This window comes from Pseudogemmobacter hezensis (assembly GCF_013155295.1).
GTDB classification, from domain to species: domain Bacteria; phylum Pseudomonadota; class Alphaproteobacteria; order Rhodobacterales; family Rhodobacteraceae; genus Pseudogemmobacter; species Pseudogemmobacter hezensis.
This window is the reverse complement of sequence record NZ_JABJXT010000001.1, coordinates 296,783-315,002: the sequence shown is the minus strand read 5'-3', so window position 1 is coordinate 315,002 and position 18,220 is coordinate 296,783. Positions and strand designations below refer to the sequence as shown.

Genomic DNA, 18,220 nt, shown 5'->3' with positions numbered 1-18,220 from the left:
TCTGAGGTATTTGGTGGGTTTTCTTTGGTGATCCGCAGCGCCCGCAGGGCCGCTGTCCGGGTTACTGCCGGGCGCGGAAGCGCTGCGCCTCATCCATCAGGGCGGCGATGATCGGGGTCTGCGGCTCGCGTCTTGCGCAGATCAGGCCGACCAGATGTTCGACCTCGGGTTCGACCAGGGCGATGGGGACGATCTGGCCGCCGGTTGCGAAAATATCCGCCAGCCGCTTTGACACGATAGAGCACCAGTCGCCCGAAAGCACATGGCTGACCAGCACGATTGACGAATTGCTCTCGACGCCGGGGCGGCGCAGATTGCCGGCAGCGGCCAGGTTCTGGTCGATGATGCGGCGGTTTTGCATGTCCTGGGACAGAAGGCACAGGGGCTGCGCCGCCGCCTCTGACCAGCTGATACGGTCGCGCCCCGCCAGTTCCGAGGCGGGCGAGCAGATGAAGCGGTAGAATTCGGCGTAAAGCGGCGCCTGGCTGACGCGGCCCAGTGGCTCATTGTCGAGATAGGTGATGCCCGCATCCAGATCGAGGCTTTCGATCCCGGTCAGGATCTCTGTCGAATTGCGCGACAGCACCGAGAGCGTGACATTGGGGTGGCGGGCCAGGAAGGGGCGGGTCAGCTCGGCCACCATCGGCAGCGCGGTGGGGATCACGCCGATGCGCAGATGGCCGGACAGGCCGGACCGCGCCACGCGCATCTCATCTTTCAGCGCCCGCACATCGCCAACGATCCGAAGGGCGCGTTCCAGCACCCGCTTGCCCTCGGGTGTCAGGCCCTGGAACCGCGAGCCGCGATGGACCAGCTGCACGCCCAGCTGTTCCTCAAGCTGGCGGATCGCCGATGAAAGCGAGGGTTGGGTGACGCCGCAAGCCTCGGCCGCGCGCCCGAAGTGGCGCTCTTTGGCGAGGGCGATGAACATTTGCAGCTTGTCGATCATTCCGGGCTCGGGCGGTGATGGGGGCAGGGCGGGTGATGGTGGCAGAGCGGGTGATGGTGGCAGGGCGGTTGGGCGGCGGTGCCGCGCAGATCCGATCCTGCCCGAAGAGAACCCGTTTGCACACCAGGACGCAAGCGCTGCTGATCGTATCCTGCGGCATGTATGAAAACGCGCCCCGAAGGGTTTCGGGGCGCGTGATCAGGGCTCTGGGTGCGACCCTACGCATCAAAAGCCCGGGCGCAGGGCTGCAGCCCGGGCAAATGTCGCGTGGCAGAAGGGCCGCTTGCCTCAGAGGCCGGGAAGGATGTCCAGCAGGCTGCGCTTGTCGAAGGTGGTGCCGTTGTTTGCACCAAAATGCACGTTCAGGCCGACGCCCACGAACATCTCGCTGCCCAGGCTGTCAAACTTCGCGCTGCCCACTTCGGCGGTCAGGCTGAAGCCGGGGGTTGGCTTGAATTCGCCGGTCAGCGACAGCCGCGAGACGTCAAAGCCCTCAATGTCGATCTGGTCGAAACGGGCACCGATATTGCCATAGTCAGACAGGTCATAGGCGGCGCGGATGCCATAGAGATTGCCGCTGCTGTCGCCGTCTTTGGCGTGGGCGATATAGGCTTCGCCGCCAAATTGGCCCACCTTATGCCCCGCTTCCAGGCCGGCGAAATTCGCGCCATAGCCTTCGATCTCGTCGCGGCCGAAGAAGGCGCCGACCGAGCTGCTTTCGCTGAGGTGATAGATCCCGTGCAGATCCAGCGAGGTGCTGTCGAAATCCGAGAGGCCCAGCCATGTCTGGCCCAGACCGGCCTGGATCGAAAATTCGCGGCTGAAGCCGACCTGAACCCGGCCATTGAGGCTGGTCTTGTTGATCTCGTTCAGATCGCTGTCAGCAAGGCCGGAATAGGACAGCGAGATGGTCCCGCCAACAAATTCTGCGGCCCCTGCAGCGCTGGCGGCAGAAATTACACATGCGGAAATGATTGATACAAAAGTGTTTTTCACGGCTCTCGTCCTCAGAGAAGTTTTTTGTTTTGTGAGGCAAGTGCTAGCTGTCGCCTGACAGCTGGTAAATGAGTGTTAACATCAGGCTCCCGCATAGGTAGAATGATGTTGCTTTTCTGGCACGTTTTTCGATGCACCCGTTTTGTGCTGATCCGGGGTCAGAACTGGGGCCAGAATTGGGGCCAGAATTGGGGTCAGAATGGGGGCCTGAATGGGGGCGAATGTGGCGACGCATGTCGGCCAGCGGCTTCGGTAGGGCTTCGGCTGCGGAATACCCCACTTCCCACGCATTCTGCCTTTCGGTGGACAAAATCTGCGCGTAAGATTCCGCGCAAGCAGTGATTTGCGTGGTCTATGGAGAGCGGTATGGCAAATTTTGAAACACAAATTCTCGAAAGCGAAAAGCAGGTTCGGGCCGCGCAGGAAAAGATCACCGCCATCACTTCGGTGATCGAAAGCGCAAGGATCAAGGCCGATCAGGGCATTGAAATTGATGTCGAAAACGCCACGCTGGAAGATGTTCACAAACATACCGACGTGATGAACGCCAATATCGCCGAGCTGATCATGGGCCTCGACGATGTGACGGCTGCCTTCTCGAAAGACTTCGATGAGATGCGCAACAAGACGGGCTGGGAAAGCTTTGTCGGCATCTTTTCCTCGGGCAAATCCGAAAGCCTGCGTCAGGAGCGTCTGCGCTCGGCCACCATTGATGACAAGTTGCAGGATCTGATCTCGAAATCCGATGTGATCGTCAAACTGCTGCAGGGCCAGCTGGAGCTCTTGAACGGCCAGAAGGCAAAGGTCGAGGCCAATCTTGCAGGCACGCTGACCGACCGTGAGACCACCGTGGCCGAACTGGAGGCCGTGCGCCGTGAGGTGGCGGCGATGGATCCGCGCCTGATCGAGCTGGAGAATAAGATCGCGGTCGAGATGGACGCGGCGGCGCGCACAAAACTGGAAACCGAGCTTGCGGGCCTGAACGCCAAACACAATGCGCTGATCCAGGATGAGCAGGTCAAACTCGCCCGCAGCCAGACGCTTGAGCGCTATATCGAAAAGGGCAAGACCTGGGTCGACAGTCTGACCAATCAGGCCGCCACCCAGCTGGTGCTGATCAACAAGCTGCAAACCGACACCCGCCAGCGCGTGGTGCTTTATGATGCGCTGACCTCGTCTCTGAAAACCGCGCAGCAGCAGGATGTGGCGCACCGGATCAATGAGATCGGCGTGAAAACCGATCAGGAGGCCCAGGCGGCCATGGCGGCGATCGGCTCGGCCACCAATGCGAAAATGGCCGATATGCTTGAGGCGCATGAGGGCAATATGGTTTTCGCCCGCAAGATCCTTGAGGAAAAGGCCAAGGCGGATGAGCGTTTCGCCCGCCGCTTTGCGACCATCGTCGAAAAGCACGACAAAAACGCATATGGTGGCTGATCATGACCCGGCTTCTTAGCCGGGCCTTCTCGCCCGGCCTGTTTCTGGTGGCGCTTGGCATCGTTCTGATCGGGCTGGGCGCGGTGCTGGATCACTATGATATGACCCGCGCCGAATGGTATGCGGGCGAGGCGGGGATCGTCGTGTTCAGCCTTGGCAGCCTGCTGGCGCTGGCGGCGGTGATTGCGATCCTGCTGGGCGGTGATCTTGCAGATGAAGATGAGAATGGTCGCCCGCAATGACTGAGAAAAGCGTCAAAGAGGCGCTGAGCAGTGACCATCTCGAACTTTACGATCAGGCGGTGGCGCGGCGGTATTTTGCGAAATTCGGCCGTATCGGCAGCTGTTTCAGCCGTATCGCCGCCGAACTGGAACGTGAATCCCGCTTTTCGCGGGTCGAGACGCGGGTGCTTGGCCATTACCTGAACGGGCTTTTGGGCACGTTCCGGGCGCTTAGCCATAAATATCTGATGACGGGTCTTGCCGAGGGCGCGCCACGCCTGACCATCGACCGCCATGAAAGCGGCTTCCCGGTGGCGCAGGAGCTGATGATGATGGCGGTGGATGCCCAGCAGGCCGAGCGCCATCTTGCAGGCATGGCGACCGAGGCAGAGCTGCGCGACCGTATGGTGCGCACCATCGTCGGCGAGCGCAAAGTCCCGCTGCAGCTGCAATTCGCGCTGAGCCAACGCCTTTACTATGAGGCGCTGCGGGCGGGCGGCCTCTTTCACGCCCGCAACGATCCAGATGCGCAATGGCTGTCGGGGACAAAGGCGCGGCGACGCTATCTGATCCATTGGGCGGTCTGGGACAGCAGCCTGAACCTGCCGGTGGTCTATCTGCTCGAGGTTGAGGACGCCGGTCGCCGCCCGCTGCCCGAGGACGCCTGGCGCTGGCCGGGGATCCAGCAAAAGCTGCTGGCGCAAAGCATGGGCGGGCTGAAACTGGTGACCATGGCCACCGGTTTCGACAAGGATTTTGAGGACGCCTATCCCAAACGCCTGCGCCGCATCACGCTGGGGCCGATGTATTCCTCGGGGTTCACCCTGCAATCCGGCCCGATCTCACATGTTCTGGCCGATGCCCGTGCACCCGAAGGTGATGATTGGGCGCTGGTCTGGACGCTGGAAGATCTGATTTCCGACCGCGAAGAGCCGGTCAAAGACGGCTGGTTCTCATCGCGCCCTGGCCAGATCTGGCGACTTGCGCCGCTGATGGGCGCCGACAGTGGCGCGACAACCCTTGAACGGATGATCGTTTTGCCCGAGCGTCCCTATCAGGTGCTGACCGAGCAGGACCCGCCCGGGCTTCGCGGCATTCGAAAATTTGTCGTCGGCAGCGGGAACAGGCTGATCCCGGGTTAAGGGGGCTCTGCCCCCGCCCGCGCTTACAGCGCGGACTCCCCCGGGATATTTAGAGACAGATGAATGCCATTTTTCATCTGTCCTTAAATATCCCCGCCGGAGGCATCAACGGTTACAGCCGGGCGTTCCGGCAGGAAGGTGAAGAGATGGTTGCGCGTGATACGATGGAACTGAAAGAGGATCTGATCCGCTCGCAATATGGGGCGGCCCTCGACCTGGTTGCGGGATTTGATCATGCGCCCCGGCTGGCAAAACCGCAGGAAGTGACGGCTGCGGCAGAGCGCTCTCCGGGAATTGCAGTGCGGCCGCGCTTTCGTTCGACCGTTCCTGGTATGGCCGCGCGGCCGACGGTGCGGCCAGGCGGGGTGCGTCTGGTCGAGCGGGTTGAGGCGCTTTCGGATGGGTTGCTGTCGCCCGAGCAATCGGCGGCTTTGAATGTTTTGCGCCGCGCGCTGGCGATCTCTTTGGCGATGGCTGAGACCTTTGCCGCCCAGGCCGGGCTGGCAGAGCTGAAACGCGCCAATCTGGAAGGGCGTCTGCCCGAGGTGAGGCGGGCGGAGTTCGGCCAGCTTTTGCAGGCCGAGGCTTTGGTCACGCTGTTTTCTTTTGCCAATGCCACCGCCTTTTTGATCGCGCCGCATCTGGGCAGTCAAACGGTCGAAATCGGCGAAGTTGAAGAGGTTCTGACCGACAATGCGCCGCTGGCACTGCAGGGCGCTTTGTGGGAGCTGGATCAGGATATTGCCCTTCTCGCCAGTGATGACAGCCGCCTGGTGGCAGTGATTTCGGCCTTTGCCGAGGCGCTGATGCAGAAAGTTGCGCTGCGCGCCGAGGGGGCACCGGGGGTGGCGGCCTTCACGGGCGGCTCGTGGAAGGTCGAGGCGGATGGGCTGACGCTTGCCGGCTTCCGCCCGGCGCGGGCTGCGAAAGGTGGCCAGATCACCATGGCTTTCAAAAAGCCTCATGAGGTGGTCGGCAACCATATCGCCAAATATCAGAGCCTGCGCCTTTCCAAGATGCTGATGGCCTATGATTTTGAGCGCCGTCTGAACCCCTTTGCCGAGCTTGGTGGCTTTATCTTTACCTTCATGGGCGATGGCAAACCCGGCACCGGCAAGACCACGCTGATTCAGATGATGGCCGGGCTTTTGAATGATTACTGCCAGATCGCGGGCTATCCCTTCCGCTATCAGAATTTCTCGATTGACCAGATCGACAGCTATCAGGGCAAATCCGGCCAGAACGCCAAGGCCTTTATCGACGCGGTGATCGACCCCACCGTGATCGGTTTCGGCACGATTGATGACATCGACCAGGTCGCGGGCAAGCGCGGCGATCGCCAGTCAAGCGCCGGTCAGCAAGAGGTGACGGCGGTCTTTATGGGCGCTTTCGCGGGCTCGGGCACGGTGGTGCGCGGCAATTGCACCTTTGGCATGTTCTCGAACTATCCTGAGAATGTCGATGATGCGCTGCGCCAGCGGGCGGGGGCCAGGTTCCTGGTTGACGGGCCCCAGACGCAGGAGGATTACATCGACATCCTCTCTCTGCTTCTGGGCAAGAACCACTCGATCCCGCTGGGCCAGCATGATCTTTTCGCAGCCCAGGAGATCAAAAAGGCCGTCCAGGCCAGCTTTGAGGGCCATTCCCGCCCGCATGAGGCGGGTCTGGTGAAGGTCTGGCAAGAGGTTGAGGGCCGCGTTGGCCAGCTGGATACCATTGCCAAGATCGGCACCTATCTGAAGGCAATCCAGCAGGCCGATGAGCGTTTCACCGGCCGCGCCATCAAGAATATCACCGATGCCGTCAAGGTTCGGGCGATGGATTTCGAGCTGCCCGATGAATGGATGGAAGAGCCCGATCTCTTCCTTTTCAAACCCTATGACGAGAAGCTCGGCATGATCCGCAGCCTGATGACGCCCATCACCACCGATATGGTGATCCAGGAGGTAAACCGTTACGCGGACAGCGAATTCCGCTATGCCGACAACTCGGATGAGGTGGCGGTGCAGAATATGGTGCGTGACTTTACCCGCCAGGAAGAGGCAAAACGCCGCTATCTTGAGGGCAAAGGGTGATCCTGGCGCTGGCGGGGCTTGCGCTGGCCCTGATGGGTTTTGGCGCGGGCTGGCTGCTTGGGCGGCGGGCGGCTTCAACGATTATGACCGTGGTGATCTGCGGGGCAGGGGCATTGCTGGCCTTTTGGCTGGCGGGCGAGCTGGTTGAGCATCTGGCACGCCAGGGGGCCTCACAGGTGATGGGGGCGCGGGTTGCGCGCCCGGGCGAGGCGCTGGTGATCGTGCCCTCGAAGATCGCGGTTGGCACCTATACGGTGCTGACCCTGCCGCTGCGGGTGTTTTTCTTCGGGCTGCTGGCGGCGGCCCTCTGGCTTGCAGGGGTGTTTCTGGGCATGCTGGCTGACAGGCGGAAAGGCGCGGATGGGGGGGCGCGGATATGAGACAGCTGATCGAAAAAGGCCTGATGTTCGGCAATCTGATCGAGGTCTCATCGCCGCAGCTGGTGGCCCGCTACAACCGCGCGCTGAAGGCGCTGACCGGGCGTGAAACGGCGCTGAGCGATTTTCACATTGATATTTCGGGCTTTTCGCCCGAGATCGGCGATGAGTTCGGCGATCTTTACTATCTCAACCCCAATGGGGCGAACCGGCAGTTCATTCTGCTGACCACGGCGCAGAAATCGGCGCCTTTGCTGAACATCCGCTTTTCGACTTCGCGCTCGATCCTGGTTGATTTCATCGAGGCCAATGAGGCGCAGCTTTTCGCGCTGACCGCCCGCGATGTGGTGGCGGGCGAGCTGCAGGGCTCTGTTTTCTCGATTGCGCGGCCCGAAGAGTTGTTTCGCCTGCGCCGCTTTACCGTTGAGGCCGATACGATCGGCGGCCATGTCGCGGATGCCGAACGGCTGGCCGGGCTGATCACCCGCTTTCGCGCGGAACCCGATGGCTGGCGCGATGAGGCGCTGATTGAAGAGATGATCGCCCTGGCTGCCAAAACCGGGGATGTGACGCGGGTGCCGATCCATTTGCCGGCCATGCGCATAGAGCAGTCGGATTTCTGGACCAGCCTGTTTGGCGGCGTCTATGTCTTTCACGGGCAGAAATTTCCCGCCGCAATCACCCGGCGGCCGATGTCGGAATTTGGCGCTTTGCCGATTGCCCAGGTGATGGATTTCAGCCATCGCAACCATATTGCCGACTGGCTGGACCGCAATCAGCTGGTCGAGCCGGTGGTCAATTCCCGTGGCCCCGGCGCGGGTGCGATCCTGCGCCAGAAGATGGATTTCATCCTGGTCGATGTCGCCGATCAGCTGGGCGTCGATGTCACCAGCGCAAAGCGCACCGATCTGCGCAAGGTCGCCTATAAGCTGGGCGATGCGCTGCCGGCCGAGTTTCAGGGCCTTGCCGATATGCTGGCCTGGGCCGAGGACACCGCCCCCTGGCCGCGCATCAGCAGCGAGCATCCGGCCTATTTCTACACCCTGCGCGCGCGCCCCGGCCATGACCGCGACCTGGTGAATATGCTGCTGTCAGAGCTGGCGCTGAAAGATGTGCGCCAGCTTTTCATCACCCATAAAGAGCGCTTTTATGAGGAATACCGCAGCTGGAGCCCGGCGCGGCGCGGCTATGTCGCGGATTTCCTGGAGCGTGAGTATAAGGTCGATAAAGCCGGGGCGCGTGAAGCGCTTTTCGGGCCAGAGCCGAAGATGGATCAGCTGAGCAGCCCGGACAGCAACAGCCCCCGGAACGCTTCCCGGAACGCCCCCCGGAACGGCAACAGTGCGGCTGGCGCTGAAAAGCGTGCTATAGTCGGGCCATGGGGGCAGTCGGGGCCGTGAAACTGAGTTGCGGCTTGTGGGTGCGGGATCTGGGTGCAGAATTTGGGTGAAGGAGCATGGATGGGCAGGATGAGGCAAAAACGCACGTCAGCTGATTTTGGCAGGCGACGCGCAATCGGCAGCGCCAAAGGTGCCAGGGTGCTGCGGCCATGATCATCGGCTGGATCCGCCTTGCGTTTTTCATGCTGATCGGCCTGACCATCGCCTATTTCCTGACCTCGGTCTATGTCCGCTCGCTCAGACGTGAGCGTCTGGAAAAGCACTGGGCCGCCAAAGAGCTGGGGGGCGACCGCGATGCCTTTGTCGAGCGCGGCATGCTTGCCTGGGAAAAGGGGCTGAAACGGCGGCTTTTATGGCTTATCTATATCATTCCCATGGTCGCCATGTCGGCGATTTTCTTCATTGTGAACTGGTCGTAAGGCGATGCGCTATATGAAATATGTGAAATGGACGCTCTGGACGCTGCTGGCGGCCTTTGTTGCCGCCTTCCTGCATTACAACCTGCCGCATCATGATATCGTCCGCATCGTCAAGGTCGAGAACAAGATGGTCGAGATCGGTGAGAACTCGATCTTCTGGTCGCGGGCCGATGTGGGGATGACGAATTCGAACATCCGCGATGTCTCGTTCATCTATGCCGTCTATCCCGATGGCCGCCCGATCGAGTTCCGCAATGAGGATACCGGCTGGGGCTGGCCGCCCTATTTCAAGATCGACAGCGGCCGGCTGATCACCCAGGCCTCGGATCTGGTCTCGACCGCCAATGATCCGGTCTGGGTCAATCTGACCCATTACGGCTGGCGCAATGCGCTGTTCTCGATCTATCCGAATGCGATCAGCGCCACGCGGGTCGAGGGGCCGGATGTGACGATCATCCCCTGGGTCAATATCATCATCCTGGCGACGCTGGTCTTTGTGATCTTCATGCTGTGGCGGATGTGGGTGCAGTTCCGCGAGCGGATGATCGATCCCGCGATGGTCCGGGCCGAGCAGGCGATCAACCGCGTCGATGCCAGCATGGATGAGGCCCGCGCCGGGGCGCGTGGGGTCTGGGGGCGCTTTTCGGCCTGGCTGGATACCTGGAAGTCAAAGCCGAAGCGCTGAGCGCGGCCGCAGTCAAAGAGGTCACTTCAGTCAAAGAGATCCAGGCGATGCGGGTTCAGCCTACGCAGATCGCCGCGCCTCAGCGTCAGGCCCAGGCGGTCGAAGAAGTCGAGGATCTCAATCGCCACCTTGCGCCCGTTTTGCACCCGGTCACGGAAGGCGGGGGCGGTGAACCAGCCATCCTGGCTGGCTGCCGCGACATCGCGGATGATCGCCACCATCTCGCGTGTCACCGCGCGGGCGAAAAAGTGGTCATGGGCGATCTGATCCACCCGCTGCAGGCGCTGGCAATGGCGCATCACCCGGCGCAGCTCTTTCTCGTCCAGGTCGAATTCGGTGGCGAAATCGCGCACGCGCGGTGGGCGAAAGCGCAGATCGCCCGTCAGCGCGGGCAGGATGCGGGCGAAAACCGCCTCATCTTCGGGTGAGAGTTTCACCTCATGTGAGGGCAGGCGCAGGAAGGATCCCTCTTGCACGATGCGGCCTGCCTCGGCCTCCTGGCGCAGGAAGAGGGTGAAGACCTCTTTCGGCAGGCGCGGCTGCAGCTGCAGGCGGATCTTCTCGCGGCCAGGGCCTGCGAGATCGGGGTTCCCGGCGTGGAAATCCGTCAGCAAGGTTTGCAAGCCCTGGCGCAGCGCCTGCAGATGCGCCTCTGACAGCGCCAGATGGCCCAGCTTTTGCGCCCCAACCGCGCTGCAAAGCGCCGTTCCACTGTCAGGCTCCAGCGCACGGTCGCGCAGAAAGACCGGCAGATCGACCGGGGCCAGCGCGATCAGTGCCGCCAGCGCACGGGCCGGGTCGCTTTCTTGCGCGGCCTGCAGGAAAGCCAGCCGTTCCGGCGTGCCGCGTTTGCGGGCGGGCGGGCGCAGATCGACGAAAAATCCGCCCGCGACCGAGCGCGAGGCCGAGGTATCACGCAGGATGAAACGCTCGCCCATGCTGGCGGCAATCGGGTGTTCAAGCACCAGCTGCGCCAGCCCCTGGGTGCCGGGCGCGATATCCCCGGCAATCGGCACCAGGCGGGCAGAGACCTCGGCTGCATGGGTGTAAAGGTGAACCGGGAACCAGGTGGTCAGGGCCCTGGGCTCTGACGGCAGCACATCCACCACCACGTCGATGCGGGCGGTCGGCGCATGCAGGCCGGGGGCAAGGATCACATCGCCGCGCTGGATGGCATCTTTGCTGACACCCTCGCCGCTGAGGTTCAGCGCACAGCGCTGGCCCGCGCTGCCGAAATCGGCCTTGCGGTTTTGCGCATGGACGCCGCGCACCCGGGCAGGCAGGCCCAGCGGGCTGATCATCACCTGATCGCCAATCGCCACCCGCCCGGAAATCATCGTGCCGGTGACCACCGTGCCCGCGCCCGCGATGGTAATGCTGCGGTCAACCGATAAGCGCATCGGGCCGCTGTCCTGGCGGGCAGGGGTGGCGGCCTCGGCCTCGGCCAGAAGGCGGCGCAGATCGGCTATGCCCTCACCGCTTTGGGCGGAAACGGCGATGATGGGGGCGTCTTTCAGGCTGGTGCGGGCAAGGGCGTTGCGGATCCCGGCGCTGATCTCTGCGCGTGCCTCTGGCCCGCTAAGGTCGCTTTTGGTCAGCGCGACCAGGCCGCGGCTGATCCCTAAGAGATGCAGGATTTCAAGATGTTCCAGCGTCTGCGGCATAATCCCATCATCCGCCGCCACCACCAGAAGCGCAAAGTCTATGCCGCCCGCACCCGCCAGCATGGTGCGGATCAGACGCTCATGCCCGGGCACATCGACAAAGCCGGTGATCCGCCCTGAGGGGGTGTCTGGCGCATCCGGCTGGCCCAGATCGGCATAGGCAAAGCCCAGCTCGATGGTGATGCCCCGCGCCTTTTCCTCGGCCAGGCGGTCTGCGTCGACCCCGGTAAGGGCACGGACCAGCGCCGTCTTGCCATGGTCGATATGGCCTGCGGTGCCGATGATCACAGCTGCGCCAGGGCGTTGGTCAGCGCGGCGTCATCCTGCAGGCAGCGCAGATCCAGGATCAGCGCCCCGTCGCGGATATGGCCGATGACGGGTTGCGCCAGCCCGCGCAGCATCGCCGCCAGCCGGTCGGGCGCATCGCCGCCCGTGCCCGTCAGCCGCAGCCCGGCCGAGGGGATGGTATCCACCGGCAGCGCCCCCGAGCCGATCTGGCTTTCGCAGGTACAGGGCGCGGCCGCAAAGCCAAGCGGGCGCAGGATCGCGTCGATCCGGGGCGCAAGTCGCGCGGCCTGGGCGGCGATTTCGCCTGCGGGGCGGGCCAGCATGCGCAACACGGGCAGCCGCTCGGCCAGGCGGTCGGGATCGCGGTACAGCTTCAGCGTCGCCTCAAGCGCCGCGATGCGGATCTTGTCGAGGCGCAGCGCCCGTTTCAGCGGGTTCCTGTTGATCGCCTGGATCAGATCGCGGCGGCCGACGATAAAGCCCGCCTGGGGGCCGCCCAGCAGTTTATCGCCGGAGAATGTCACCAGATCGGCACCCTCAGCCACCGCCTCAGAGACGGTCGGCTCGCGCCGCAGCCCGTAATGCGACAGATCGACCAGCGAGCCCGCGCCCAGATCATTCATCAGCGGCACGCCCGCCGCTTTGGCGATCCGCGCCAGATCGGGGGCGGCAACCTCAGCCGTGAAGCCCTCGATCCGGTAATTCGAGGTATGGACCTTCAGGATCACCCCGGTCGCCGCTGTGATCGCATCCTCATAATCGCGCGGATGGGTGCGGTTGGTGGTGCCGATTTCGACCAGTTTTGCCCCCGCCCGCGCCATGATGTCGGGCATGCGGAAGGCGCCGCCGATCTCAATCAGCTCGCCGCGTGAGACCAGCGCCTCGCGCCGGTCCGGGCCAGTGCCCGCCAGCGTGTTCAGCGCGATCAGCACGGCGGCGGCATTGTTGTTGACGATTGTCGCGTCCTCGGCCCCGGTCAGCTCGATCAAAAGCCCGCGCAGATGGTCGTCGCGCTGGCCGCGCCCGCCGCTTTCCAGGTCAAACTCCAACGCCAGCGGGTTGGCCATCGCGGTCACCGCCGCCCGCACCGCCTCATCGGCGAGGATGGCGCGGCCCAGATTGGTGTGAAGCACCGTGCCCGTCAGGTTCAGCATCGGGCGCAGACGACTGCGGGCGCGCGCCTCCAGATCGGCGGCGATCAGCCTGGGCAGGCGGGCGGCCAGGATCTGGCCCGCCTCTCCGGCGCGGATGGCGTCGCGCATCTCGTCAAGGCGGGCGCGCAGCGCTTCGCGCACGGCGTGGCGGCCGTGGCGGGCGACAAGGCCCGCGCCGTCAGCGCCGTTCAGGAACTGATCGACCGAGGGAAGAGCGCGAAACCCTTCCATCAATAGCCCGTCAGATAGGGGTTGAGGCCAGCGCGTTTCAGATCGGTTTCCTTCATCATCATATCAAGGCCGATACTGCCGACATCATCGGCCACCGCGTCAAGGCTGGGGTTGCGCTCCTGGTAGAAAATCTTGATCCAGGAGTGGCATTCGCGGCAGCATTCGGCCTTGACCGTGGCCTCGGTCGTCTCAGCCGAGCGGTAGGTCAGGCCCTTATTGGTGCCGCAGGCCAGGCAATGGATGCGCACCTCGTTCCATTGCGTGGCGCAAAGCCCGCAGACGCCATAGCGGATGCTTTCAATCCCGGGCGTCGAGGTCACCAGCGAGGAAACAGGCCGCCCGCCGCAGCAGGGGCAGATGCCGGTGCCGATTTTTCGCAGGTTTCCGGCATCCAGGCTGGCGGCCAGCCGCGCCAGGTAGATCTGCACTGCGGCTGAGGCGAAAAGATGCGGGGCGGCGCTGTCTGCGGGGATCTCACCCGAAAGCGCGTTTTGCAAAAGCCAGGTCCGGTCGCCGGGGTCGGCATGGGTCACCGCCTCCAGCGCGAGGCGAGCGGGTTCGGGCATGGTGATCCGGGCGGCCCCCTCGCAAAGCCGGGTCAGCAGCTGATCCAGGGCGGGATCAGCCGCCAGGGACGCGCGGTCGACAGGCGGCATCTGCGCCGCTTTCGCCCGTGCCAGCTGTTCGGGCGCGATCACCGGGGCGGGGCCGGATTTCGCCAGCCGCGCCTGCAGCTCGCTAAGGTCAGACAGGAAGGTCAGATAGGGGGCAAGGCGGCTGGTCTGCGCAAGAAAGGCGAAACGCCCGGCGCGGCGGGTGAAGAGCGCCACAGGCTCGGGCAGAAAGGCAAACGGCGCCTCTGGGACGCCGCCGATGACCGAAGGGTCGGGCTGAAGGTCTTTGGTCATTTTATCCTCTGGTCGGAATGCCGCCCCCGGCCTCCGCTGGCTGTCAACGCCATGGGGGCCGGGGGCGCAGAGCGGCAGATTACTCTGCCGGTGTCTTTGAAGGATCGGGCTTTTCCTGGTTCTTTGCCAGCTCATTCAGCCATTTGCGGTGATGGCGGAAGGCCCAGCCCCCGGTCACGCTGCCCGTGGTCATGGCGCGCAGCGTGCCCCGGACCCAGATGGCGGCATAGACATGCAGGATGAACACCAGAATGATCGCCACCGCTGACATCGCATGCACCAGAAGCGCGATCCGCCGCACCGGGATCGTGGCTGCCCAGGGGGCATAGGGCTCCCACAGGGGCACCTGCTTTTCCCAGATCATCAGCCCGGTCACGATCAACAGCAGGATCAGCCCGGTCATCGACCAGAAGACGAACTTCTGCCCGGCGTTGTATTTGCCAAGCTCGGGCAGCCTGTCCTCATTGCCCTGAACCACATCGCCGATACGCGAGACCCAGACGGCATCTTCGCGTTTTGGCAGGTTCAGTTTCCACATCTGCAGGAACAGCAGGAAGAAGCTGAAGAACAGCACGATCCCCACCGCCGGATGCAGCCAGCGCACCACCTGGCCGCCGCCAAACAGGCCCGCCAAGAAGAACAAAGACGGGTGGAACAGCGCCAGCCCCGAGATCGCCAGCACGATCAGCGAGAAGGCGGTGATCCAGTGGTTAAGCCGCGTGATGCCGCGATAGCGGCTGACCGTCACTGGCTTTACGCTTTCGATATGATCGCCGGGGGCAGAGTATTTGTGGGACATCACAACCCCTTTCCGTCAGTGGCTTCGGCGGCTTCGGCAGCAGCGTCAGCGGTTTTCACCACCAGCTCTTCGGCCTCATGCTCTTCCTCGGCGGTGACCTGATTGCCCTTTGAGAACAGGCCATGCAGCACCGCACCCGCCGCCGCCAGGCCCATGGCCGCAAGGCCCACGGTCTTGGTTGCCCCCTTCCAGCTTTCAACCACCGGCGAGATGCGCGGATCCTCGGGCAGGCCGGAATAAAGCCCCGGCTTGTCGGCGTGATGCAGCACATACATCACATGCGTGCCACCCACGCCCTGCGGATCGTACAGCCCGGCATTGGCATAGCCGCGAGAGTTGAGATCCTCGATCCGCTCGGCAGCGAGGTCTTTCATTGCCTCTTTGGTGCCGAAGGTGATCGCCTGCGTCGGGCAGGCCTTGGCGCAGGCCGGACCCTGGCCCACCGCGACGCGGTCAGAGCAGAGCGTGCACTTCTTTGAGACATGCGCGGTCTTGTGGATCCTTGGCACGTCAAAGGGGCAGCCAGAGACGCAATAGCCGCAGCCGATGCAATTGTCCGATATGAAATCGACGATCCCATTCGAGTATTGCACGATGGCGCCAGGGGCCGGGCAGGCCTTCAGACAGCCCGGATCCTCGCAATGCATGCAGCCATCCTTGCGGATCAGCCACTCCAGATCGCCCTCGGGGTTCACATATTCCGAAAAGCGCATCAGGGTGAACATATCCGGCGTCAGATCATGCGGGTTCTCATAGACGCCCACATTTTCCTCGATCGCCGGATGGGTGTCGTTCCACTCGATACAGGCCGACTGGCAGGCCTTGCAGCCGATGCATTTCGACACGTCGATGAGCTTCGCGACCTTGTCCAGCTGCCGCTCTGGTGTGGGCACATGGGCGGTGGCCGAAATGCGCACCACATCAGTTGGCAGAAGGTTAGAGGCCAGCGGCTGAACCGGAGGGTTCGCCGCTGCCGTGGTTGGTTGAGGGGCGCGTCCGGTCATGCCATGCCCTCCGATGCGGGTTCGATATTGACGAGATAGGCTTTGAATTCAGGGGTTTCGATATTCGCGTCCCCCACGAACGGGCCCAGCGTATTGGGGCCAAAGCCCTTGCGCGCCGCGCCCTTAAAGCCCCAGTGGATCGGGATGCCGACGACATGGACGGGCTTGCCGTCGCAGATCAGCGGCCGGATCCGTTTCGTCACCACGGCCTTTGCCCAGACCTGGCCACGTTTTGACCAGACCCGAACGCGCCCGCCTTTGACGATCCCCTTTTCCGCCGCCAGCTCTTCGCTGATTTCAACGAAGAATTCCGGCTGGTTCACCGCATTCACATAGTTGTGCTTGGTCCAGTAATGGAAATGCTCGGTCAGGCGGTAAGAGGTGGCAACCAGCGGGAACTCGTCGCTGGTGGCCATATTCGCCAGATCGTCGGGGAAGACCCGCGCCACCGGATTCCCGCGCATATTGGGGTTCAGCGGGTTGGCGACGGGGCTTTCAAACGGCTCCATATGGGTGGGGAAGGGGCCGTCGCGCATCAGCCTGCGGCTGAAGAAGCGGCTGGTCCCTTCGGGGTTCATGATGAAGGGCCCGACCTCACGCGGTTTGGCAGTGACGGCGATGTCCGGAATATCCGGGCCGACCCATTTTTCGCCATTCCACTCGATCAGCACCCGCGACGGATCCCAGGGCTTACCGTCGAGGTCGCAGGACGCGCGATTATAAAGCACGCGCCTGTTCGCAGGCCAGGCAAAGGACCAGTTCAGATGCACCCCCATGCCCGAAGGGTCGCTGTTGTCACGCCGCGCCATGGCATTGCCATCCTCGGTGAAACAACCGGCATAGATCCAGCAGGCGCTGGCGGTCGAGCCGTCATCGCGCAGCTGGCCAAAGCCCGAGACCTGCTTGCCCGCCTCCAGCACGACTTTCGTCGGGTCGGTGGCGTCATAAAGCGTGGTCAGGGCGCGACCGTTGAGTTCCTTCGCCAGTTCGGCGGCGGTGGGCTCTTCGGGGTCGGCATAGTCCCAGGACAGGTTCAGGATCGGCTCTGGCGATTTGCCGCCCTCAGTCTCATAGAGCGCTTTGATCCGGTGATAGATCTGCGCCATGATCCAGACGTCGGTTTTCGCCTGACCCGGAGGGGTTGCCCCCGCCCAATGCCATTGCAGCCAGCGGCCAGAGTTCACCGTGGCACCCTCATCCTCGGCGAAACAGGTGGTGGGCAGCTCCAGCACTTCGGTCTGGATGCTGGCGGTATCCACATCGTTGTAGATGCCGTGATTTTCCCAGAAGGCGGCGGTCTCGGTCGCCAGCGGGTCCATCACCACCAGAAGTTTCAGTTTGGAAAAGGCCTCGGTCATCTTGCCCCGGTTGGGGAAAGACAAAAGCGGGTTGAAGCCCTGGCAGAAGTAAATATTCACCTCGCCATTCTTCATCATGTTGAACATGCGCATCGCGTCGTACTGCGCGATATCCAGCTTGGGCAGCCAGTCATAGCCCCAGCCGTTTTCCGCCGTCGCCTTGTCACCCCAGAGCGCCTTCATGAAGGACACCATGAACTTGCCGTAGTTCTGCCAATAGCTCATCTGGTTTGGACGCAGCGGTTTATTGGCGCGGGTCGACATATAGGTGGCGAAGTCGGGCTCTGTTTCGCGCGGCATGTTCAGATAGCCGGGGATCAGGTTCGACATCAGGCCAACATCGGTCAGCCCCTGGATGTTCGAATGCCCGCGCAAAGCGTTCATACCGCCCCCCGGCACGCCGATATTGCCCAGCAAAAGCTGCAGCATCGCCATGCCACGGATGTTCTGCGCGCCCTTGGAGTGCTGGGTCCAGCCAAGCGCATACATCGAGGTCATGGTTTTGGTCGGCGAGGCCGTCTCGCCGATCATCTCGCAGATCTTCAGGAAGCGATCCTTCGGTGTGCCGCAGAGATTTTCAACGAATTCAGGCGTATAGACATCGACATGCTTTTTCAGCAGCTGCCAGACGCAACGCGGATGGGTCAGCGTTTCGTCATTGATGACATAGCCATCCTCGCCCAGCTCATATTCCCAGCTGGTCTGGTCATAGCTGCGCTTTTCCTCGTCATAGCCGGTGAACATACCGTCCTGCCAGCCGAAGTCTTCGCGCACCAGATAGCCGACATTGGTATAGTTGCGGACATAGTCCCACTGCACCTTGTCGTTCTCGATACACCAGCGGATCACCCCCATCAGGAAGGCGATGTCTGATCCCGGGCGGATCGGCGCGTAATAGTCAGAGACAGAGGCGGATCGGTTGAACCTCGGGTCCACCACGATCAGCTTTGCACCGCGATGGTGCTTGGCCTCGGTCACCCATTTGAAGCCGCAGGGATGCGCTTCGGCGGCGTTGCCACCCATGATGACGACGAGGTCGGTATTCTTGATATCGGTCCAGGAGTTTGTCATCGCTCCACGGCCAAATGTCGGGCCCAAACTGGACACCGTGGG

Annotated in this window: 16 protein-coding genes; 8 read left to right on the top strand and 8 right to left on the bottom strand. The window is 62.7% G+C overall.

From position 1 onward, the window contains the following. Positions 1 to 61: 61 nt before the first annotated feature. Both HOY34_RS01425 and HOY34_RS01420 read right to left on the bottom strand, forming a co-directional pair. The gene (locus tag HOY34_RS01425) at positions 62 to 949 is read right to left on the bottom strand and encodes a LysR family transcriptional regulator (RefSeq protein WP_172359515.1); all 888 of its coding nucleotides are present in this window, start codon (positions 947 to 949) and stop codon (positions 62 to 64) included. Between the two features lie 288 nt (positions 950 to 1,237). Next, the gene (locus HOY34_RS01420; RefSeq protein ID WP_172359514.1) at positions 1,238 to 1,945 is read right to left on the bottom strand and encodes a hypothetical protein; all 708 of its coding nucleotides are present in this window, start codon (positions 1,943 to 1,945) and stop codon (positions 1,238 to 1,240) included. A 366-nt stretch (positions 1,946 to 2,311) separates the two neighbouring features. Between HOY34_RS01420 and HOY34_RS01415 the strand changes: the two genes are divergently transcribed. The 8 genes from HOY34_RS01415 to HOY34_RS01380 all read left to right on the top strand — a co-directional run bounded on the left by HOY34_RS01415 (position 2,312) and on the right by HOY34_RS01380 (position 9,701). Then, entirely contained in the window at positions 2,312 to 3,382 is a 1,071-nt protein-coding gene (locus HOY34_RS01415) for a hypothetical protein (protein ID WP_172359513.1), read from the top strand. A gap of 2 nt (positions 3,383 to 3,384) precedes the next feature. Then, entirely contained in the window at positions 3,385 to 3,624 is a 240-nt protein-coding gene (locus tag HOY34_RS01410; RefSeq protein ID WP_172359512.1) for a hypothetical protein, read from the top strand. Next, a complete protein-coding gene (locus HOY34_RS01405; protein WP_253944117.1) occupies positions 3,621 to 4,745 on the top strand; it encodes a hypothetical protein in 1,125 nt (374 codons plus the stop codon). Before HOY34_RS01410 ends, HOY34_RS01405 begins: the two co-directional genes overlap by 4 nt. A gap of 146 nt (positions 4,746 to 4,891) precedes the next feature. Next, positions 4,892 to 6,820: an AAA family ATPase gene (locus tag HOY34_RS01400; RefSeq protein WP_172359511.1), complete on the top strand. Its 1,929-nt coding sequence runs from the start codon at positions 4,892 to 4,894 to the stop codon at positions 6,818 to 6,820. Beyond that, entirely contained in the window at positions 6,817 to 7,200 is a 384-nt protein-coding gene (locus tag HOY34_RS01395; protein WP_172359510.1) for a hypothetical protein, read from the top strand. Before HOY34_RS01400 ends, HOY34_RS01395 begins: the two co-directional genes overlap by 4 nt. Beyond that, complete coding sequence (locus HOY34_RS01390) at positions 7,197 to 8,597, top strand: DUF6638 family protein (protein WP_216654599.1); 1,401 nt, start codon at positions 7,197 to 7,199, stop codon at positions 8,595 to 8,597. Before HOY34_RS01395 ends, HOY34_RS01390 begins: the two co-directional genes overlap by 4 nt. 149 nt (positions 8,598 to 8,746) lie before the next feature. Continuing rightward, positions 8,747 to 9,016, top strand: a complete 270-nt coding sequence (locus HOY34_RS01385) for a hypothetical protein (protein WP_172359509.1) — start codon at positions 8,747 to 8,749, stop codon at positions 9,014 to 9,016. Between the two features lie 13 nt (positions 9,017 to 9,029). Beyond that, positions 9,030 to 9,701 (top strand): DUF1523 family protein, encoded by a 672-nt coding sequence (locus HOY34_RS01380; RefSeq protein WP_172359508.1) that lies wholly within the window; start codon positions 9,030 to 9,032, stop codon positions 9,699 to 9,701. A 26-nt stretch (positions 9,702 to 9,727) separates the two neighbouring features. Here the strand turns inward: HOY34_RS01380 and selB are convergent, their stop codons facing one another. The 6 genes from selB to fdnG all read right to left on the bottom strand — a co-directional run bounded on the left by selB (position 9,728) and on the right by fdnG (position 18,214). Then, positions 9,728 to 11,653, bottom strand: a complete 1,926-nt coding sequence (gene selB, locus HOY34_RS01375) for a selenocysteine-specific translation elongation factor (protein ID WP_172359507.1) — start codon at positions 11,651 to 11,653, stop codon at positions 9,728 to 9,730. Then, positions 11,650 to 13,038, bottom strand: a complete 1,389-nt coding sequence (gene selA, locus HOY34_RS01370; RefSeq protein WP_172359506.1) for an L-seryl-tRNA(Sec) selenium transferase — start codon at positions 13,036 to 13,038, stop codon at positions 11,650 to 11,652. The genes selB and selA overlap by 4 nt, the downstream gene beginning before the upstream one ends. Then, a complete protein-coding gene (fdhE, locus tag HOY34_RS01365) occupies positions 13,038 to 13,946 on the bottom strand; it encodes a formate dehydrogenase accessory protein FdhE (protein ID WP_172359505.1) in 909 nt (302 codons plus the stop codon). Before fdhE ends, selA begins: the two co-directional genes overlap by 1 nt. A gap of 79 nt (positions 13,947 to 14,025) precedes the next feature. Continuing rightward, the gene (locus HOY34_RS01360; protein WP_172359504.1) at positions 14,026 to 14,745 is read right to left on the bottom strand and encodes a formate dehydrogenase subunit gamma; all 720 of its coding nucleotides are present in this window, start codon (positions 14,743 to 14,745) and stop codon (positions 14,026 to 14,028) included. Further along, positions 14,745 to 15,749 carry a formate dehydrogenase subunit beta gene (gene fdxH / locus HOY34_RS01355; RefSeq protein ID WP_172359503.1) on the bottom strand — a complete coding sequence of 335 codons (1,005 nt, stop codon included), beginning with the start codon at positions 15,747 to 15,749 and terminating at the stop codon, positions 14,745 to 14,747. Before fdxH ends, HOY34_RS01360 begins: the two co-directional genes overlap by 1 nt. Next, positions 15,746 to 18,214 carry a formate dehydrogenase-N subunit alpha gene (gene fdnG, locus HOY34_RS01350; protein ID WP_495553234.1) on the bottom strand — a complete coding sequence of 823 codons (2,469 nt, stop codon included), beginning with the start codon at positions 18,212 to 18,214 and terminating at the stop codon, positions 15,746 to 15,748. The genes fdxH and fdnG overlap by 4 nt, the downstream gene beginning before the upstream one ends. Between the last annotated feature and the right edge of the window lie 6 nt (positions 18,215 to 18,220).

What these genes read in the sequence shown, in the direction of transcription:
- HOY34_RS01425 (WP_172359515.1), bottom strand. Translation starts at nt 949, where the DNA reads ATGATCGACAAGCTGCAAATGTTCATCGCCCTCGCCAAAGAGCGCCAC.
- HOY34_RS01415 (WP_172359513.1), top strand. Translation starts at nt 2,312, where the DNA reads ATGGCAAATTTTGAAACACAAATTCTCGAAAGCGAAAAGCAGGTTCGG.
- HOY34_RS01410 (WP_172359512.1), top strand. Translation starts at nt 3,385, where the DNA reads ATGACCCGGCTTCTTAGCCGGGCCTTCTCGCCCGGCCTGTTTCTGGTG.
- HOY34_RS01405 (WP_253944117.1), top strand. Translation starts at nt 3,621, where the DNA reads ATGACTGAGAAAAGCGTCAAAGAGGCGCTGAGCAGTGACCATCTCGAA.
- HOY34_RS01400 (WP_172359511.1), top strand. Translation starts at nt 4,892, where the DNA reads ATGGTTGCGCGTGATACGATGGAACTGAAAGAGGATCTGATCCGCTCG.
- HOY34_RS01390 (WP_216654599.1), top strand. Translation starts at nt 7,197, where the DNA reads ATGAGACAGCTGATCGAAAAAGGCCTGATGTTCGGCAATCTGATCGAG.
- HOY34_RS01385 (WP_172359509.1), top strand. Translation starts at nt 8,747, where the DNA reads ATGATCATCGGCTGGATCCGCCTTGCGTTTTTCATGCTGATCGGCCTG.
- HOY34_RS01380 (WP_172359508.1), top strand. Translation starts at nt 9,030, where the DNA reads ATGAAATATGTGAAATGGACGCTCTGGACGCTGCTGGCGGCCTTTGTT.
- selA (WP_172359506.1), bottom strand. Translation starts at nt 13,038, where the DNA reads ATGGAAGGGTTTCGCGCTCTTCCCTCGGTCGATCAGTTCCTGAACGGC.
- fdhE (WP_172359505.1), bottom strand. Translation starts at nt 13,946, where the DNA reads ATGACCAAAGACCTTCAGCCCGACCCTTCGGTCATCGGCGGCGTCCCA.
- HOY34_RS01360 (WP_172359504.1), bottom strand. Translation starts at nt 14,745, where the DNA reads ATGTCCCACAAATACTCTGCCCCCGGCGATCATATCGAAAGCGTAAAG.
- fdxH (WP_172359503.1), bottom strand. Translation starts at nt 15,749, where the DNA reads ATGACCGGACGCGCCCCTCAACCAACCACGGCAGCGGCGAACCCTCCG.